General features: G+C 62.4%; 14 protein-coding genes. 7 read left to right on the top strand and 7 right to left on the bottom strand.

All coding sequences use genetic code 11. The annotated features are described in order from the left end of the window. Positions 1–2,103 carry a PhoX family protein gene (locus RAE09_RS06360; protein ID WP_005325680.1) on the bottom strand — a complete coding sequence of 701 codons (2,103 nt, stop codon included), beginning with the start codon at positions 2,101–2,103 and terminating at the stop codon, positions 1–3. Positions 2,104–2,292: 189 nt separating this feature from the next. Between RAE09_RS06360 and lysS the strand changes: the two genes are divergently transcribed. Beyond that, complete coding sequence (lysS, locus tag RAE09_RS06365; protein ID WP_005325682.1) at positions 2,293–3,870, top strand: lysine--tRNA ligase; 1,578 nt, start codon at positions 2,293–2,295, stop codon at positions 3,868–3,870. 132 nt (positions 3,871–4,002) lie between these two features. Further along, a complete protein-coding gene (locus tag RAE09_RS06370) occupies positions 4,003–4,926 on the top strand; it encodes a hypothetical protein (protein WP_040425430.1) in 924 nt (307 codons plus the stop codon). A 4-nt stretch (positions 4,927–4,930) separates the two neighbouring features. On the opposite strand, the gene crtI is transcribed toward RAE09_RS06370, so the two are convergent. The 3 genes from crtI to RAE09_RS06385 are packed head-to-tail and all read right to left on the bottom strand — an operon-like array spanning position 4,931 to position 8,806. After that, positions 4,931–6,460, bottom strand: a complete 1,530-nt coding sequence (gene crtI / locus RAE09_RS06375; RefSeq protein ID WP_316981250.1) for a phytoene desaturase family protein — start codon at positions 6,458–6,460, stop codon at positions 4,931–4,933. 8 nt (positions 6,461–6,468) lie between these two features. Continuing rightward, on the bottom strand, positions 6,469–7,344 hold the full coding sequence (locus RAE09_RS06380) for a phytoene/squalene synthase family protein (protein ID WP_250409008.1): 876 nt from the start codon (positions 7,342–7,344) through the stop codon (positions 6,469–6,471). Positions 7,345–7,369: 25 nt separating this feature from the next. Further along, positions 7,370–8,806 (bottom strand): GuaB1 family IMP dehydrogenase-related protein, encoded by a 1,437-nt coding sequence (locus RAE09_RS06385; RefSeq protein ID WP_316981251.1) that lies wholly within the window; start codon positions 8,804–8,806, stop codon positions 7,370–7,372. Positions 8,807–8,918: 112 nt separating this feature from the next. On the opposite strand from RAE09_RS06385, the gene RAE09_RS06390 reads away from it, so the two are divergent. After that, positions 8,919–10,340 (top strand): MDR family MFS transporter, encoded by a 1,422-nt coding sequence (locus RAE09_RS06390; protein WP_316981252.1) that lies wholly within the window; start codon positions 8,919–8,921, stop codon positions 10,338–10,340. A gap of 55 nt (positions 10,341–10,395) precedes the next feature. On the opposite strand, the gene RAE09_RS06395 is transcribed toward RAE09_RS06390, so the two are convergent. After that, positions 10,396–11,595, bottom strand: a complete 1,200-nt coding sequence (locus tag RAE09_RS06395) for a serine/threonine protein kinase (RefSeq protein WP_316981253.1) — start codon at positions 11,593–11,595, stop codon at positions 10,396–10,398. A 216-nt stretch (positions 11,596–11,811) separates the two neighbouring features. On the opposite strand from RAE09_RS06395, the gene RAE09_RS06400 reads away from it, so the two are divergent. After that, entirely contained in the window at positions 11,812–14,580 is a 2,769-nt protein-coding gene (locus RAE09_RS06400; protein ID WP_005329940.1) for an ATP-dependent Clp protease ATP-binding subunit, read from the top strand. A gap of 89 nt (positions 14,581–14,669) precedes the next feature. On the opposite strand, the gene RAE09_RS06405 is transcribed toward RAE09_RS06400, so the two are convergent. Next, on the bottom strand, positions 14,670–15,881 hold the full coding sequence (locus tag RAE09_RS06405; RefSeq protein ID WP_316981254.1) for a lipase family protein: 1,212 nt from the start codon (positions 15,879–15,881) through the stop codon (positions 14,670–14,672). A gap of 58 nt (positions 15,882–15,939) precedes the next feature. On the opposite strand from RAE09_RS06405, the gene RAE09_RS06410 reads away from it, so the two are divergent. Continuing rightward, a complete protein-coding gene (locus RAE09_RS06410) occupies positions 15,940–16,110 on the top strand; it encodes a DUF4236 domain-containing protein (RefSeq protein ID WP_080970400.1) in 171 nt (56 codons plus the stop codon). Between the two features lie 56 nt (positions 16,111–16,166). On the opposite strand, the gene RAE09_RS06415 is transcribed toward RAE09_RS06410, so the two are convergent. Then, on the bottom strand, positions 16,167–17,027 hold the full coding sequence (locus tag RAE09_RS06415) for an HhH-GPD family protein (protein ID WP_049377888.1): 861 nt from the start codon (positions 17,025–17,027) through the stop codon (positions 16,167–16,169). 35 nt (positions 17,028–17,062) lie between these two features. Between RAE09_RS06415 and RAE09_RS06420 the strand changes: the two genes are divergently transcribed. Together RAE09_RS06420 and RAE09_RS06425 are read left to right on the top strand one after the other, a co-directional pair. After that, the gene (locus RAE09_RS06420; protein WP_302258633.1) at positions 17,063–17,677 is read left to right on the top strand and encodes a carbonic anhydrase; all 615 of its coding nucleotides are present in this window, start codon (positions 17,063–17,065) and stop codon (positions 17,675–17,677) included. A gap of 63 nt (positions 17,678–17,740) precedes the next feature. Beyond that, positions 17,741–18,445 carry a hypothetical protein gene (locus tag RAE09_RS06425; RefSeq protein WP_316981255.1) on the top strand — a complete coding sequence of 235 codons (705 nt, stop codon included), beginning with the start codon at positions 17,741–17,743 and terminating at the stop codon, positions 18,443–18,445. Positions 18,446–18,448 lie beyond the last annotated feature (3 nt).

Genomic DNA, 18,448 nt, shown 5'->3' on the forward strand with positions numbered 1-18,448 from the left:
CTACTTCTTATCGACGCCGATATTGCCGTCCTTCTTCCACACCACAACCACTGCAGGGCGAGGGGTGGACTTGCCGCCCTCTGGCCAGTGGGAGGTCTGCTTTTCAAAGGTGGCGTCATCGGTCTCGCCTGGGTGCTGGACGTTGACCATCACGCGCTCATCGGTGACGATGGGGCCACAGGTCTCGGCTCCTGCCGGAACCGTCAGGAAGCACTTGAGCTCACCGCGGGTATCGCCCTCAGTGGTCACGGCGTAGAGGCCATCGTTGGACTCAAGGGCGTTGCCGTCGGTAGAGATCCACAGGTTGCCGTGGCTATCGAAGGCCAGGTTATCCGGGCAGGAAATCGGGGAGACCTTTTCCTTGTCAAAGCCACCAAAGTAGGTATTTGCTTCCTTCGGGTCACCACAGACCAGGAAGAGGTTCCAGGTGAACTTCTCGCCAGCATGGTCATCTTCAATCTCCATGACCAGGCCGTTCTTGTTCTCCTTGACAGGAGCCCACTCCATCGGCTCTTCCTTGTTCTTCTTGGCATTCTCGCCGGTAGCGCCGCGGTACTTATTATTGGTCAGGGCCACGTAGACCTTCTCGGAGTCTGGGTGAACCTGCATATCCTCAGGGCGGTCCATCTTGGTGGCGCCCACCTTATCGGCGGCCTCACGGGTGTAGACGGCAACCTCTTCGGCAGACATGCCATCAACGTGGGACTCGAACTTGTTGTTCTCCGTATCGGAGGTCAGCAGCTTGATCCATTCGCCCTTGCCATCAAAGGCGCCATCCTCTGGCAGCACGCCGGAGCCGTCAATCTCATCCTCTGGGGAGTTGCCCTCTACCTTGGCCACGTACAGGGTGCCGTGGTCCAAGATGGTGAGGTTGTGCTCGATGTCGCCCTCTTTGTACTTCTTGGTGGAGATGAACTTGTAGATGTACTCGAAGCGGGAGTCATCGCCGGAGTAGCACACGACGGTGCCATCGGATGCGATGTGGATATTGCCGGCCTCGTGCTTGAAGCGACCCAGCGCGGTGTGCTTGACCGGGGTGGACTTCGGGTCCAGCGGGTTGATTTCTACGAGCCAGCCAAAGCGGTTCGGCTCGTTCGGCTCCTTGGAGACGTCGAAGCGCTTATCAAAGCGCTCCCACTTGCGCTGGGACTCGCCGTCTTCCATGCCGAAGCGCTCCAGGGACTCCTGCGCCTTCTTGTCATCCAGCTTGGCGTGGGCGAAGTACTGGTCAAAGTTCTCTTCGCCAGAGAGCATGGTATTCCATGGGGTGATGCCGCCGGAGCAGTTATTCAGGGTGCCCTTGACCTTCTTGCCGGTCTTATCGGCGGAGGTCTTGACGTAATCGGAGCCGGCAGCAGGGCCCACCAGAGTGAATTCGGTGGTGGCGGTGATGCGGCGGTTTAGCGGGCCGAACTCGCGCTTGAGCTCGCCGGTCTTGCCAACCTTAGATACTTCCACGATGGAGTGGCCGTGGCCAGCCCAGCCGATCTTGGCCTGCTCCTCGGTCGGGTTATCCGCATCGTAGTTGGGGAACATCTGCGGCTCGGTGGTGTACTCGTGGGAGCAGACGTAGATAAGGCGGTTGTCATCGTCTGGGTGCTCGATAAGGCCCGCAAAGTCATTGTTGAAGCCGAACTGCTTCTCAGCTGCCTCGGCGGTTTGGTTCTTGTCATCGAATTCCGGCGCGTCCTCAAACAGCGGGTCGCCCCAGGCAATGAGGACGGACTGCTCGTAGCCATCCGGGATGACCACTTCGTCCTTCTCGTTTGGCTGTACTGGGTCGAACTTCATGCCCTCTGCGGAGGTGAGCTCAACGTTCGCCTCAGAGGTTTTGCCGCCCTTGCCCTCGGAGGAAGAAGCCTCATTAGACGCATCATCCGGGTTGGAGCAGGCCGCCAAAGCGGCGCCGCCGCCAACGGTGACGACGGACAGGCTGCCCGCACGCAGCGCGGTACGGCGGGAGAATTGGTCAGCAAAGTACGGGTTATTGGACTTGTTCTCGCACTCGCCAAAGCAAGCATTACCGCACTTGTAGGTGCAGGTCAGGCTGGAACGAGAGGAGGCAAAGAGACTAGAAAGAAGGTTGCGGCCTTTAAGCGCCATTATTACTGCTCCAAAAGGGTCGAAAATATTGTTAACACACGGGGACAGCCATTTATATAAGGGGATATCAGTAACTGTGCGTTGGCGCTGAGGTGACGGTGAAGTGAATTATGCGTAAATCTTTTCCGGGGTGAGGGTGGCGTGGGCTAAATCGCGTGCTGCGGTGGGGATCGACTACCCTAGGCTAACGTGAGCGAGCAGAAGAATAATGAAGTAAACGATGTCCCTGAGCAGCTGCGCATCCGCCGCGAGAAGCGCGATCGCCTGCTGGAATCCGGCGTAGAGGCCTACCCGGTCACCGTTGAGCGCACCATCTCTTTGAAGGATTTGCGCCACGATTTCCGCGTAGTGGCCGAGGGTGAAGAGCCAGGCACGGAAGAAGGCGTGACCTACCTGGCCCCAGGCGAGGAAACCGAGGTAACCCACGCCATTGCCGGCCGCCTTATCTTTATGCGCAATACCGGCAAGCTGTGCTTTGCCACCCTGCAAGATGGTGACGGCACCCAGGTGCAGGCCATGCTTTCTTTGGCCGAGGTAGGCAAGGAGCGCCTCGACGCGTGGAAGTCCGATGTTGACTTGGGCGATTTCATCTCCGTGCGCGGCCGTGTGATTTCCTCCCGCCGCGGCGAGCTGTCCATCATGGTTTCCGAGTGGACCATGGCCGCTAAGTCCCTGCGCCCGCTGCCGGTGTCCTTTGCCGATATGGCAGAAGATACCCGTGTGCGCCAGCGCTATAACGACCTCATTATCCGCGAAGAGGCCCGCAAGAACGCCATGATCCGCGTGAAGGTCATGCGTGCGCTGCGTAACTACCTGGAAAGCCAGGACTTCGTTGAAATCGAGACCCCGATGCTGCAGACCCTCCACGGTGGCGCGGCCGCTCGCCCGTTTATCACCCACTCCAATGCGCTGGATATTGACCTCTATCTGCGCATCGCGCCGGAGCTGTATTTGAAGCGTGCCGTCGTCGGCGGCATTGACCGCGTCTTCGAAATCAACCGTAACTTCCGCAACGAGGGCGTGGACCGTTCCCACTCGCCGGAGTTCGCCATGCTCGAGACCTACGCTGCATGGGGCGACTACGACGATTGCGCCCGCATGACGCGCGAGTCCATCCAGGCCGTAGCGCGCGACGTCTTTGGCTCGACCACCGTCACCCTGGCGGATGGCACCGAGTTCGATTTCGGCGGCGAAGAGTGGCCCGAAATCGAGATGTACCCCTCCCTCAATGAGGCCCTGCAGCGCAAGTTCCCGGGCCAGCCGGAGGTCACCATCGATACCGACGTTGAAACGCTCAAGGGCATTGCCGACGTCATCGGCCTTGACGTCCCCAAGGACGGCGGCTGGGGCCACGGCAAGCTGGTGGAGGAAATCTGGGAGGTCCTGTGCGAGGACCAGCTGGAAGGCCCCATCTTTGTCAAGAACTTCCCGGTCGAGACCTCCCCGCTGACTCGTCAGCACCGTTCCAAGCCGGGCGTGACCGAGAAGTGGGATCTCTACGTCCGCGGCTTCGAGCTGGCAACCGGCTACTCCGAGCTGGTGGACCCGGTTATCCAGCGCGAGCGCTTTGAGGATCAGGCCCGCCTGGCCGCCGGTGGCGATGACGAAGCCATGGTGCTGGATGAAGACTTCCTTGCCGCAATGGAGCAGGGCATGCCGCCTACGGCCGGCACCGGCATGGGCATGGACCGCTTGCTGATGGCCCTGACCGGCCTGGGAATCCGCGAAACCGTGCTTTTCCCACTGGTTAAACCGGAGCAGAAGTAGCACCTAGCGTCCTCTCGCTTTGCCGTCAGCCCGCGCGGGCTGACGGCCTTGTTATTTTCAGCTGGTGTTTCTTCCCACATTCATGCTGCGAAAGGTCAGCACAGGTTCCCACCGCATGGAAAAATGCAGGACATGAAAAGAATTCTCCCTATCCTTGCCCTACCTGTATTGGCCGTCGGGCTTGCGTCGTGTTCCTCTGCTGACGGTAACGAGGAAGCGCCCCAATTCCGCCCACAGATGACCGAAAGCACCGCAGCTAGCTCGGCGGAGGCTTCCTCTCCAGAGACCACAGCGGAAGAAACCACCGAATCAGATAAGAAAGTGGATGACTCCGGTCTCACGATGCGCTCGGCCGAGGACTTTTTGGCGAAGGGTCCCGAATACGCGCAGTCGAAGGCATGGGGAGTTAAAAGTCCCGATGAAAAGGTCTGGTGCTCCTTTAATGAACTCTCCGAAGGGCCGTGGTGCACCGTGCAGTTTGCAGATCCACCCCTAATGCCAGACCCAAACCAGCCGCAGTGGGAGGCTAATATGGTCAGCTTCAAAAAGGGGGAGGGCTTCTTCCCGTCTGGCGTGGTGGACCCAGGTGACCTGACTCCACCGAAACAGCTCAAGGCAGGGGAGAAGGTAGAAATTGAAGGAGCTACCTTCGAGGCACCTAACTCGGACGAGTTCACGGTCACAGCGAAAGGGCATTACTTCACCGTAAAGGACAACGGTCAGTACTTCTCCGATACCTTCCTGCCTAAGCCCGATTCCAATGGCAACGGCAAAATAGGCACTATCTGTGGCCAGATAGATACCCAATGGGGACGAAAGAACGTCTACGTGCAAGTCGATGGCACGAACTGCACCAAAGCTATGCAGATCGTAGATAGCTACGTGAACCACGACTTTAAGCCGGAGGAAGTAAATACCCGCGGCTCCCTCGTAGTCGATGGTTGGGAGTGCGACGTATCCGCGCCGAAATTCTTAGATGACTCAAAGCCGGAAAACCGCTTGCCCAAATGCGTGGATTCGAGCGGCAGCGGGCGAGTAGTTCTCCTGGATATCTAAGTTTTTAGCGCACGAGTGGCCCGGCGGATTTATCGCCGCGCAGGCGCTTAATAATGTTCTCGGCCGAAATCAGGCACATCGGCACGCCCACGCCCGGCACGCTGGTGGCGCCTGCATAGAAGAGTCCATCGACCTTGCGCGAGGCGTTGCGCCCGCGCAAGAACGCCGATTGCCGCAGCGTGTGCGCGGGCCCAATAGAACCGGCCGACCAGGCATGGTAGCGCTCGGCAAAATCGGCCGGGCCGAGCGTGCGCTTGGCGACGACCCTATCTACCAAATCCGGCACCCCGGCCGTGGCCGCGATGTGGTTGAGGGCGGCGTCGGCAATCGCGGCAACGCGCTCGGATGCCTCTGCGTGGTAGGCATCGCCGAACCCGGGCGCCTCCGCGGCCGGCACCGGCACCAAAATGAAGAGGTTTTCGTGGCCCGCGGGCGCTACGCTCGGGTCGGTGGCCGAGGTCTTGGACACGTAGATGGATTCCGAGGCACCCAACGGCCGGGAAGGCTCCGGACCGGAATAGACGGCGCGGAAATCCGGATCCCAATCCTGGCTAAAAAGCAGCGTATGGTGCGCTAGTTCTGGCAGCTCGCCCTTCACCCCGGCCAAAATGAGCACGGTGCCCAGACCGGGATTGCGCCGGCCCCAGTAGCGCTCCGGGTAGGTGCGCAACTGCGGCGGCAAAAGTTGGGTCTCGGTGTGGTGCATGTCCGCCGCCGAGACCACGATATCGGCGTGGATGGCGCCCTTATTCGTGCGCACGCCGGTGACCTTACGGTTGGCGACCTTGATGGAGGTCACCTCTTCGCCCAAGCGGAAGGTGGCGCCAAACTTCTGAGCCTGCCGGTAGATGGCCTGGACGACGGCCGCGAATCCACCCTGTGGGTAGCGCACGCCCTCCACCAGATCGGTGTGGCTCATCAAGGAATACAGGGCCGGTGCGGCCGCCGGCTCGGAGGACAAAAAGACCGCCGGGTAACTTAAGATTTGGCGCAGGCGGGCATCGGAAAAAGCCCGGCCCACATGCTGCTTTAGGTTCACCGTCAGCAGAGCCATGAGGCGTGAAATCCGGGTGCGGATATCGCGGTGCACCAGGTTCAGCGGCGCGGAGAAGGTGGTGTAGAGGAAGTGCTTGAGCGCCATCTCATAGGTATCGCTGGCCTGCGCTAAGTACTCGCGAACTTTCTCCCCCGCGCCGGGCTCCAGCGATTCGAAGAGCGCGGCGACTTCCTCCATCCCAGAGTTCACATCCACCGGCGTATCGCCGTGAAAGACGCGGTAGGCGGGGGAGAGGTCCACCAAATCTAGCTCCGCCTCGGTGGAGGTGCCACACAGCGCAAAGAAGTGATCGAAAGCCTCGGGCATGAGGTACCAGGACGGGCCGGTATCCCAGCGGAAGCCGGCTTCCGCAAAGCTGCCGGCGCGCCCGCCTACCTCATCCAGCGAGTCCACGACGGTGACCTCGTAGCCCTCGCGGCCGAGCAAAGCGGCGGTGGCGAGACCGGCGATGCCGGCTCCAATGACGACGGCGTGCATGATGCTCCTTAGTTTTCGCCCGTGGGTGAGATCTGGCTGCTGCGGCCGCGACGGCGCACCGCGCGGGCCGCGAGCCAAGCCTTGGTGTGGTTCGGCACGGATACCCGCGTGGTGGCAAGCGCTGTAGCCGGGGTGGCGGCGAGGCGATTGGTGAGCTCGGCGAAGATATCCGCCGCCGCGCTCACACCCACCCGCGCGGAAGCCGGAAGCAAGTCGATGGTGAGCGCGGCGGTGGCGAGCTCTCGGCGGATCTCTGCGATGAGCGCGGACTTGGTGGCTTCATCAATCCGACCAGATGGGGCCTGCTGAAAATAGGTGCGGCCTAAAGTGGAGCTATCCTCGCGCAGGTCACGCAGGAAATTAATCTTCTGAAAGGCTGACCCTAGCGCGCGGGCGCCGCGCTCCATGGCGGCGCGGTCGGCAGGGGAGACGTTCTCCTCGGCCAAGAAAATTTGCAGGCACAATAGCCCGATGGCTTCCGCTGAGCCGTAGATATAGTCCTGCAGCTCCGACGGGGAGTATTCGCGATGGGTCAGGTCCGCGCGCATGGAGCTAAAGAAGGCAACAAGGTGCTCGCGGTGGAAGCCGCAGCGGCGAGCGGTGATGGCATAAGCGTGCACAACCGGGTCGGTGTGCAGTCGCTGCTGCGGCGCGGCCAGAATGGTCTTTTCGTAGGCATCCAGTGCGGCCGCGGGGTCGGTGTGGGCTTGGGCTGCGGCGCCGTCGACAAGCTCGTCTGCAATGCGCACCACCGCGTATAGGTGGCGGATATCGGCGCGCACCCGCCCGCGCAAAAGCCGCGTGGCCAGGGAGAAGCTGGTGGAGTACTGCCCCATAACCTGCGCGGCCGCGCGGGAGGCCGCTTGGTCATAGCGAGTCAACATATCTGTCAACGTAGCATGCAGCCTGTCAGCGGTTCGTGGCCCGTGGCTGCCCCTCGGCAAAGCCAGCGGCGGACTGCACGCCCACGGTGGCGCGCTTGCGGAAGGTGGCCAGCGAATCGGCGCCGGCGTAGGTGCACGAGGAACGCACGCCAGAGACAATCCGGTCCACCAGGTGCTCCACGCCGCCGTGCTCGGGGTCGAGGTAGATGCGGGAGGTAGAAATGCCCTCTTCGAACATTTCTCGGCGGGCGCGCTCAAAGGCCTCGGTATCGGAATTGCGGCCGCGCACCGCCCGGCGCGAGGCCATACCGAAGGATTCTTTATAAAACGCGCCGTCGGCATCCTTGTGCAGGTCACCTGGGGATTCAAAGGTACCGGCGAACCAGGAGCCGATCATGACATTGGAGGCACCGGCGGCCAGGGCAAGGGCGACATCGCGCGGGTCGCGCACGCCGCCGTCGGCCCAAACGTGGGCGCCTAACTCGCGGGCGGCCGCAGCACACTCTAGGACGGCCGAGAACTGCGGGCGGCCCACGCCAGTCTGCATGCGGGTGGTGCACATCGCGCCCGGGCCCACACCGACCTTGATAATGTCCGCGCCGGCCGCGGCTAGCTCGCGCACACCCTCGGCCGTGACAATATTGCCGGCGGCAATGGGAAGCCCCAGATCCAGCGCCTTCACCTTGCGCAGCGCGGTGAGCATGCTTTCCTGATGTCCGTGTGCAGTATCGATGACGAGGACATCAGCACCGGCCTCCGCTAGGGCACGGGCGCGACCTTCCACGTCACCGTTAATGCCCACCGCAGCACCGATGTGCAAGCGGCCTTGCTTGTCGACGCCCGGCCTGTACATCTTCGCCCTTACCGCACCCTTCCGCGTGAGGATTCCAGCCAAGGTGCCATCCGGGTTGACCACCGGGGCTAGCTTGCGGGAGGTCTTGCGCAGCTTGGTAAAGGCCTCCTGTGGGTCAATGCCCACCGGCAGCGTGACCAAGTCGGTGGTCATCAGCTGGCCGACGGCGGTGAAGTTATCCTGCCCACGCAGGTCCTTTGGGGTGATGATGCCGATGGGCATGTTCCCCTCGACCACGATGGCGGCACCATGGGCGCGCTTGTGCAAAAGGTTGCTGGTATAGCCCACGGTGTGGTGCGGCTTCACGGTAATTGGGGTGTCATAGACCAAGTCCGCCGCCTTAACAGAGGCGATGGTTTCTGCGGCCGCTTCCAAGGAGAGGTCCTGTGGCAGGATGGTCAGCCCGCCGCGCCGGGCGATGGTCTCGGCCATGCGGCGCCCGGCCACGGCAGTCATATTGGCCACGATGAGCGGGATGGTATTTCCGGTGCCGTCCTCAGTGGTGAGGTCTACCGACTGGCGCGAGCCCACCTCGGAGTGGCTCGGGACCATAAATACGTCGGAGTAGGTCAATTCGTACGGCGGATGGGAATCGTTGAGAAAACGCACTGGGGTGTACCTCGCTTTAGGCTCGGGTGGCGCGGTCTCACCGCGCGGATGAAGACACTAAAACTATACTCCTCGACTTTCCCCGCACCCGCGGCCTCAGTATCCTGTCTGGGTGTCTCAGAAACCAGATCCCCACATTTCCGCAGAGGTAAAAATCAACCTCACCATCCTCGTCCTTGGCGCGATGGTGATGATCCTGAACGAGACCGCCCTGTCGGTGGCGCTTCCCACCATCATGGCGGACTTCGGCATCCCCGCTACCTCCGCCCAGTGGCTGCTTACCGGTTTCCTCCTCACCATGGGCGTGGTCATCCCGACCACCGGCTTTCTCATGGATAAGTTCACCACCCGGCAAATCTTCTTGGCATCGTCGGGCGTTTTTCTTGCCGGTACGGTGCTGGCGGCGCTCGCCCCGGCCTTCGGCGTGCTGCTGGTGGGCCGCGTATTCCAGGCGACCGGCACCGCCTTGATGATCCCCACCCTGATGACGGTGGCGATGACCCTCGTCCCGCCGCAGCGCCGCGGCAGCGTAATGGGCATTATCTCCGTGGTCATTTCCGTCGCCCCAGCGCTCGGCCCCACTGTAGGTGGCTTCGTGTTGAGCATGTCTAGCTGGCACGTCATCTTCTGGACTATGGCGCCGCTGCTTGGCCTCATCTGCGCCGCCGGCTATTTCCGCCTGGTCAACGTGGGGGATAAGCGCGATACCCCGCTGGATTTCCCGTCCGTCGTGCTGTCCGTCTTCGCCTTCGGCGGATTGGTCTACGCCGTATCGTCCCTGGAAAACATGTTGGAGGGAGATGGCCTCGTAGACATCGTCGTTCTCATCGTCGGCCTCGTGGCCTTGGCGCTTTTCACCCGCCGCCAGCTGCGCTTGGCCAAGGACAATCGCGCCCTTTTGGACATGCGCCCGTTTACGGTTCCCAACTTCACCGTGGCGGTACTGGGCATGCTGCTCATGTTCGGGCTATTGCTCGGCGTGGTCAATATCCTGCCCATCTACCTGCAGACCTCCCTGGCAGTAAGCTCGCTGGTTACCGGACTCGTCGTCATGCCTGGCGGCTTGCTCCAAGGCGGCATCTCGCCGATGGTCGGCCGCCTCTATGACATCCACGGGCCCCGCCCGCTCATGATCCCCGGCGCTCTACTCCTAGCCGCGGGCACGTGGCTGATGACCCTGCTCAACGAGGACAGCGCGGTACGGATGGTCATTGGCATGCACATCCTTTTTGCCCTGGGCATTGCGCTCATGATGACGCCGCTGATGACGACGTCCCTGGCCTCCCTGCCAGACGAGCTCTACTCGCACGGCTCCGCCATCCTCAATACCCTGCAGCAGCTGGCGGGCGCGGCCGGCACTGCCTTCCTGATGACCTTCCTGACCCGTGGCACCAAGTCCGGCGCGGCCCAAGGCATGAACGAGGCCGCCGCGACGGCTCATGGCGCACACTGGGCCTTCCTCTTTGCCGGCGCGCTTTCGCTGGTGGTCGTCGTACTCGCTCCGTTCCTCAAGCGCGTACCCTCCGGGGAATAGGCACGAGGACAAAATAAAGGCCCGCACCAGCGGGCCTTAAACTTTAGGGCGCGAGCTAAGAGGCGCACAGCGGCAGGTTTAGCCGCTCCTCTTCAGCCTTATCGCCCCACACCAGGAATGCGGACTGGGTGCCTTCCACGGCCATCACGTAGGTCGGAACATCCGCGGTGGTCTCAAAGCTTTGGATGGTGCACTGGTCATTGGAAAGCTCGACCGGTTCGGCGTCGGGAAGCATGGCATCGCGCTCCTCCACGCTGGGGTAGTAGGTCACGATGTAGTTGAACTCATCGCCCACGCAGGAAATCTTGGCCTCCTGGCCAGGCTCCGGCTCGCGCGAGGAACACTTTGCCCCATCGAAGCCGTCCTGGCCGCTGCGGGAGCCCACCAAGTCCGGATACGCATCCGCGAGGTTTTGCTCCTTGTCATTCCAGCTGGGGTAGGACAGGAAGAACCACAGCGCGGCTGCAGCAGCAATCGCGGCCACCGCCAGCACCGTGATGAGCGCAATGAGCCCGCCCTTGCCCTTCTTCTTCGGCGCGGGTGCCAGCGGTTGCTGCGGCTGGGCCATAGGCTGGGCCATCGGTTGCGGCTGTTGAGGCGGGGCGAACTGTTGCTGCGGGCGCGGCTCCGGCTCCTGCACGCGTGGAATCTGCGCGGTATCAAACTCGCGCTGCGGGCGCAGGTGCTCCACCACATCCTTGGCGCTCTCTGCCGTGCCAGTAGGCTTATACTCCGGGCACTTCTGGGCGACGAGCTCTTCAAACGCCGCCACCGCATCGCCGTGCTCTTCGCCGGACGGACCGGCCGCAGCCAGCACCGAAACCTGGCGTTGCTTATCGACGCCCACCCGGGCCTCCCTTAGCCCATGCACCGCAAAATCTGCCCGGCCGCGGGAAATTAGGAAGTCCACCGCACCTGCCAGTGGACCAAAGACGTCGGCGGCCCCTTCGCGGCTGAGATTATTGGGCAGCTCAGAAAGCTGGGTTCCGGAAGTCCCTTCGCGCACGATGAATTCCTGCCCGTTCGCGGTGGTGCCCGTGCCCACCAGCGGCGCGATGGCTGGGTGGCGCAACCCATGCAGTGCCGTGGACTTGTCCACCACTCCGGTAATTTCCGGCGCGAAGATTTCCACGCTCAGCTGCTGGTGCGTGTTTCCATCTTCGACCGCAAAGAGGGTAGACGATGGCGCCTCATCCAACACGGCCACTTCGTGCAGGTTGTGCTGGGTGGCAAAGAACTCAGGAAGCTGGGGCACGGTCGCGACGTCCTTAAATAGTGGGGAGGGGAGGGAACAAAAACGATTCTAGATTACATGCCCATGCCCCTGTTCGCTACCGGCGTACACCCGTGTGAGCTGCGAATATGGTGGATTCTGACGGTATTGCGGGCATCTGGGAACAAAACCGGAAATTATCGGCGGACTGCCGCGTTAGAGTGGGTATCACATTAGAAGCGAAAGTATAGGGGAATCATGTTCGAGAGGTTTACCGATCGTGCTCGCCGCGTCATCGTTTTGGCGCAGGAAGAAGCACGCATGCTTAACCACAATTACATCGGCACCGAGCACATCCTGCTCGGCCTTATCCATGAGGGCGAAGGCGTGGCCGCCAAGGCGCTGGAATCCATGGGTATCTCCCTGGAGGATGTTCGCCGCGAGGTCGAGGAAATCATCGGCCAGGGCAGCCAGCCACATACCGGCCACATCCCCTTTACCCCACGCGCCAAGAAGGTCTTGGAGCTTTCCCTGCGCGAAGGCCTGCAGATGGGGCACAAGTACATCGGTACTGAGTTCTTGCTATTGGGCCTCATCCGCGAGGGCGACGGCGTCGCCGCCCAGGTGCTGACCAAGCTCGGCGCCGACCTGCCGCGCGTGCGCCAGCAGGTTATCCAGCTGCTGTCCGGTTATGAGGGCGGCCAGCAGGAGGGTGGTTCCTCCAACGGCCAGGGCTCCGGTCCGGTCGGCGCGGGTGCTGGTGCAGGTGCCGGCGCGGGCGGCCGTGGTGGCTCCGGCGGTTCCGGCGAGCGTTCCAATTCCCTGGTGCTCGACCAGTTCGGCCGCAACCTCACCCAGGCCGCGAAGGACGGCAAGCTCGATCCGGTCGTTGGCCGTGAGTCCGAGGTAGAGCGCATCATGCAGGTGCTGTCTCGCCGTACGAAGAATAACCCGGTGCTCATCGGTGAGCCGGGCGTTGGTAAGACCGCCGTCGTTGAGGGCTTGGCGCTCGACATCGTCAACGGCAAGGTTCCAGAGACCCTCAAGGACAAGCAGCTTTACTCGCTGGACCTGGGCTCCCTGGTTGCCGGCTCCCGTTACCGCGGTGACTTTGAGGAACGCCTGAAGAAGGTGCTCAAGGAGATTAACCAGCGCGGCGACATCATCTTGTTCATCGATGAGATCCACACCCTGGTTGGTGCTGGTGCTGCTGAAGGCGCTATCGATGCTGCCTCGCTGCTCAAGCCGAAGCTGGCTCGTGGCGAGCTGCAGACCATCGGTGCTACGACCCTTGAGGAATACCGCAAGCACATCGAGAAGGATGCCGCCCTGGAGCGCCGCTTCCAGCCAGTCAAGGTGGAGGAGCCTTCCCTGGATGACACCTTCTTGATCCTGAAGGGCCTGCGCGATAAGTACGAAGCGCACCACCGCGTGTCCTACACCGATGAGGCGCTGCATGCTGCAGCTTCCCTCTCGGATCGCTACATCAATGACCGTTTCTTGCCGGATAAGGCCGTTGACCTCCTCGATGAGGCTGGTGCCCGCATGCGCATCAAGCGCATGACCGCGCCGAAGGGCCTGCGCGAGGTCGATGACCGCATCGCTGAGGTCCGCAAGGAAAAGGAAGCGGCCATTGATGCCCAGGACTTTGAGAAGGCAGCCGGCCTGCGCGATAAAGAGCGCAAGCTGGGCGAGGAGCGCGCGGAGAAGGAAAAGCAGTGGCGCTCCGGTGACCTGGAGGAAATCGCCGAGGTGGGCGAGGACCAGATCGCCGAGGTTCTGGCGCACTGGACCGGCATCCCTGTACTGAAGCTGACGGAGAAGGAATCCAACCGTCTGCTCAACATGGAAGAGGAGCTGCACAAGCGCATTATTGGCCAGGACGAGGCGGTCAAGTCCGTCTCCCGCGCCATCCGCCGCACCCGTGCAGGCCTCAAGGATCCGCGCCGCCCGTCCGGTTCCTTCATCTTCGCCGGCCCGTCCGGTGTGGGTAAGACCGAGCTGTCGAAGTCCCTGGCTAACTTCCTCTTCGGTTCGGATGATGACCTCATCCAGATCGACATGGGTGAGTTCCACGATCGCTTCACCGCCTCCCGCCTCTTCGGTGCTCCTCCGGGATACGTTGGCTACGAAGAGGGCGGCCAGCTGACCGAGAAGGTTCGCCGCAAGCCGTTCTCCGTCGTGCTTTTCGATGAGATCGAGAAGGCCCACAAGGAGATCTACAACACCCTCCTGCAGGTGCTGGAAGATGGCCGCCTTACTGACGGTCAGGGTCGCGTCGTCGACTTCAAGAACACCGTTCTCATCTTCACCTCGAACCTGGGCACCCAGGACATCTCGAAGCCGGTGGGCTTGGGCTTTACTGGTTCCTCCGAAAACGATTCGGATGCCCAGTATGACCGGATGAAGCAGAAGGTCAACGACGAGCTGAAGAAGCACTTCCGCCCAGAGTTCTTGAACCGTATCGATGACATCGTTGTCTTCCACCAGCTCACCCAGGAGCAGATTGTGGAGATGGTCGAGCTGCTCATTGGCCGCGTGGCCAAGCAGCTAGATGAGCGCGATATGGGCATCGAGCTCACGCAGAAGGCAAAGGACCTGCTGGCTAAGCGCGGCTTCGATCCGGTATTGGGTGCTCGTCCGCTGCGCCGCACCATCCAGCGCGAGATCGAGGATCAGCTCTCTGAGAAGATCCTCTTCGGCGAAATCGGCGCCGGCGAGATCATCACCGTCGACGTTGAGGGCTGGGACGGCGAGTCCAAGGACAACACGGGTGCGAAGTTTACCTTCAGCCCGCGCCCGAAGCCTCTGCCGGAGGACACCGAGGAGCCGCAGCTTGACGACGCCGAGGTGCGCGAAAACGACGCCGACTCCACCGATGCCGGCGAGCCCGACACCATCACCCCGGACGTTCCGGGCGATGGCGGCTCCACCGCCGCCGGAACCGACCTAGAGTCCGGCTCCGGTTCCGACTCCGATGACGACGGCCATAACCCGCCGCCAGCAGGCGCCGGCCAGCCGATGTAATTCGGTCCAACGGTTAAAGCCACCCAGTACTTCGCTTGCTGCGAGGCTGGGTGGCTTTTTGTGTGCGGTTCCGAGGGGTCGGATGCCATTTAGCCAGCACAATTAGATGGCGCCGGTTTTCCGTTGAAGCGATCGAAGAGGTACTTCAAGCCCACCGGGATATTGACGTAGAGCGGCAGCGCGTGGTCGGCGCCAGCGCCCGGGATGGTCGCGGTGCCGGGCGCGGCCATGAAGTCTACGGTTCCGCCCATCTGGCAGTAGGCTCCTGCGACGGCGCGGACCTGCTCGTGCGGGATGAGGTCATCGTGCGGCGAGCTGGCGATCATCGCCGGGCCCTTGAGCGGGTGCTTGCCCTGATTCTGCCGCAGCAAGGTTTCCTTGATGACGGGCTTGCGCTCGACGAGCTCGGATAGTGATTCCCCGGTGCGGGTGAGTTGGCGGGTGTTAGTAAAGCCCCACATGAGGATGGAATCGCCGGTACAGGTGGTAGCCGCGGAGCGCAGAAAGTCGATGCCGCGGGGATTTAATTCTTCAAGGACCGCATCGCGGAATTTGGGGTCGCGCTCAGCAAAGCCATTGATGGCGTAGCCCAGCACGTGGACGATGGAAGAGCCGTCGATGGCCTTCATGACCTTGGGCAGGTCAGCCGGCGGGGCACCGGAGTAGGTTCCGGCCACATTCAATTCGGGTGCATAAGAGTCGGCGAATTCCGCAGCGGCCAGCGAAGCGCCGCCGCCCTGCGAGTAGCCCGCAAACCCAATAGGGGAGTCCTGCGGAGCGTGCGCCAGTTCCAGGCCGGAGCGGGCGGCATCAAGCATGGCGTGTGCTTCTTCAATGTGATTGACGTAGGTGTGGTGCCCTGGCATACCGAGTCCGATAAGGTCCGCGACGATGACGCGAGCGCCATGCTGGAGTGCGCCCATATAGAAGCCGTATTCGTAGTTCGCATTGATGGTAGGGGAGCCGACCTTGCTTAGTCCCACTGAGCCCAGTCCCATGCCGGCGCGCGATGGTGCACACTGGTCTCCTGCGCCGCGAGTGCCGGGCGCAAAGATGATGGTGGGCCGCTCGCCCTTGCCGCGCCACGGCGCATTTGGCTCGTACAAGGTGGCTGAGGCCTGAACTGGCTTGCCGCCATCCGTGGTGGTGTCGTAGGTGAACGCCTGGCCGCGGCCGATGCCATCGAGTACGTGCGGCGAAGGCCGAGTCGAGGTTACCGCCGCATTTGCGGCCGGCGGCAGAAGGAGGGAGCCGAGGATTAGTGAACAAACTGTGAGGAGTGTCAAACGAATCTTTTCCATGCCCAAAACCTACTGCGCAGTAGGAACGGTGGAAGTGGAATTGCTAAAATATATGCTTATGGGACTTCAGTATCGTTCAAGAAAAAAGACCGGCAAGAATAGCTGGATCAACGTCTCCGGATCCGGCGCGTCGATGTCTACCAAGGTAGGACCGGTCACTTTTAATTCCCGCGGCGGCATGTGGGTGAACCTGCCAGGCGGATTCAATTTCCGCGGCCGCTGGCGTTAACCAGATCACACCTTCGGGATCGCGACCTGCGATTATAGCCGGCCATTATTAACGCCCTAAATAGGGAGGTGGAACAGGCCGGCGTCGTTTTGCTCGGCGAGGCCGTCGGCAAGCAGCGAAGCCAACGCCCGGGAGCGCTGTGCCGCATCGGGCCAGACCACGTCAATCTCGGACTGCGGCACCGGCCGCTCCGCCGCGCGCAGCACGTCCAGAATCTTGCCGCGCACCTGTCGGTCCGTGCCGACGAATTTTTGCACGCGCTTTTTCGCCCGCGCCTGCTCCTCTGCACTGGGCTGCGGCCGGCCAGCGAGCTGCCACGCACAGCTCGCGCGCAGCGGGCACTGCTCGCAGGAAGGATTCTTCGCCGTGCATACTAGCGCGCCCAACTCCATGAGCGCGGCCGAAAAACGCGGCCCATTCTCGGCCGGCAACAGCTCCGCCACGGCCGCCAATTCCCGCTTCGACGGTTGCGGCGCCAAGAACCTACCGTCCTCCGCGCGCGCATACACCCGCCGCACATTGGTATCGACCACCGGCACGTTTATCCCAAAGTGGAAGCACGCCACGGCCCGCGCGGTGTAGTCACCGATGCCCGGCAGGCGCAGCAGCTTATCGACGTCCGCCGGCACTTCACCCTCGCCAATGGCCGCCGCGCACTCCCACAGGCGCAGCGCACGCCGCGGATAGCCCAGCTTGCCCCAGGCGCGCAGTACCTCCGCCCGGGTGGCCTGGGCAAAGTCCGCCGGGGTGGGCCAGCGCCGCATCCATTCCTCCCACACCGGAGCCACGCGCGCGACCGGGGTTTGCTGGCTCATGACCTCGCTGAGCAGCACACCCCACGCGCTCGTGCCAGGCCGGCGCCACGGCAGGTCGCGTTCATTGGCATCGAACCAGGAAAGAAGAGCTTGCGAATCCATCGTGGGAGATAGTCTAGGGCATTAGAATGTGGCCTATGCCTTTACGTAATGTTGCCCACGAACCGCAGGCCGTATGGAAGGCCCTCAAAGCGGGAAATCAGCGTGTATTAGACGGCGAGACCGTCGACGTGCGCGAGATTTATAACCGCGAGGGCCTAACTCACGGCCAGGACCCCCGCGTGGTGGTCATTTCCTGTTCCGATTCCCGCGCCCCTATCGAGCACGTCTTCAATATCGGCTTCGGCGATGCCTTTGTCATCCGCACCGCGGGCCACATTCTTGACGACGCCGTCCTAGCCTCCCTCGACTACGCCCTCGCCGCCCTCAAACCCAACCTGCTGGTGGTCCTTGGCCATCAATCTTGTGGCGCGGTGGGCGCGGCTACCGGTTTCGTGGCTGGCGGCGAGCTGCCCACCGGCCTGCAGCGACCAATTATCGAGAAGGTTGCCGCCTCCGCCCTAGTGGCGGGCCCGAATGCCACGACTGACGACGTCGAGCGGGAACACACCCGCCAGACCGTCGCCCAGCTGGTGGCCAGCGTGCCCAACGTCCGCCGTCTGCTCGACGAGGGTGCCCTGGGCGTTATCGGCGCGCGCTACCTGCTGGAAGATTCCAGCGTGGAAACCTTGCAGACCTTCGGGGTGGACTAGCCCGCCTGACACGCGGCGCGGGCTTAGCGCACCGGCCCGTGCCCACCGCTTAAAATTGACAGCGTGACGCAGAAAAAGCCCCTACCAGAAGAGATTTACAAGCGCCGACGAGTAGCGGCGCTCATCATCGTACTCGTGCTGGTCGTGGTGCTGATCTGGGCGGCTGTGGCTGCTTTCGGGGGCAGCAGCGATGAGCCGGCCGATACCGCCGCCCCTGCGCCCACGCCGGAGCAGACCTCGTCTTCTGCCGCCCCGGAGACCTCCGAAGCCGCCTCGGAGACGGCTGCGGAGACCTCGGCCGAGGGGACATCGGAAAGCAAGGCGGCCGAAAGCGAGCCGTCGAGCGCTGCGCCTGCAAGCTCCGAGGCGGCCAAGAAGACCTGCGACCTCGCGGACCTCCAGGTGCGCACCTCCATGCTGAACTACTCCGTGCCGGAAGGCGAGCTGCCGAAGTTCTTCATGACGGTCACCAACCCCACGGCCGCGGACTGCACGATCGACCTGGACAAGAACCTGCTGCGCTTCGAGGTCTACAAGATGGCCGATAACCAGCGCGTGTGGTCCGATACGGACTGCTACGCCTCCGTGCAGACCGGCTCGCAAACCTTCCCGGCCGGCAAGGACGTGAAATTCGAGGCCGAATGGTCCCGCCAAGCCTCCAAGCCGGGCGAGTGCACCGACCGCCCCGCGGCCGAACCTGGGGCCTACTTCGCCCACACCGTCATCGGCGATAACTCCTCCCCGCCGCAGGACTTCACGCTGCGCTAGGCG

Origin of the sequence: Corynebacterium tuberculostearicum (assembly GCF_032821615.1) — a bacterium.
Lineage (GTDB): Bacteria > Actinomycetota > Actinomycetes > Mycobacteriales > Mycobacteriaceae > Corynebacterium > Corynebacterium tuberculostearicum_H.

Bases quoted from the DNA above. Each gene is read 5' to 3' on its own strand.
- RAE09_RS06360 (WP_005325680.1), bottom strand. From the start codon at position 2,103: ATGGCGCTTAAAGGCCGCAACCTTCTTTCTAGTCTCTTTGCCTCCTCT.
- RAE09_RS06370 (WP_040425430.1), top strand. From the start codon at position 4,003: ATGAAAAGAATTCTCCCTATCCTTGCCCTACCTGTATTGGCCGTCGGG.
- crtI (WP_316981250.1), bottom strand. From the start codon at position 6,460: ATGCACGCCGTCGTCATTGGAGCCGGCATCGCCGGTCTCGCCACCGCC.
- RAE09_RS06380 (WP_250409008.1), bottom strand. From the start codon at position 7,344: ATGTTGACTCGCTATGACCAAGCGGCCTCCCGCGCGGCCGCGCAGGTT.
- RAE09_RS06400 (WP_005329940.1), top strand. From the start codon at position 11,812: ATGTTCGAGAGGTTTACCGATCGTGCTCGCCGCGTCATCGTTTTGGCG.
- RAE09_RS06405 (WP_316981254.1), bottom strand. From the start codon at position 15,881: ATGGAAAAGATTCGTTTGACACTCCTCACAGTTTGTTCACTAATCCTC.
- RAE09_RS06410 (WP_080970400.1), top strand. From the start codon at position 15,940: ATGGGACTTCAGTATCGTTCAAGAAAAAAGACCGGCAAGAATAGCTGG.
- RAE09_RS06415 (WP_049377888.1), bottom strand. From the start codon at position 17,027: ATGGATTCGCAAGCTCTTCTTTCCTGGTTCGATGCCAATGAACGCGAC.
- RAE09_RS06420 (WP_302258633.1), top strand. From the start codon at position 17,063: ATGCCTTTACGTAATGTTGCCCACGAACCGCAGGCCGTATGGAAGGCC.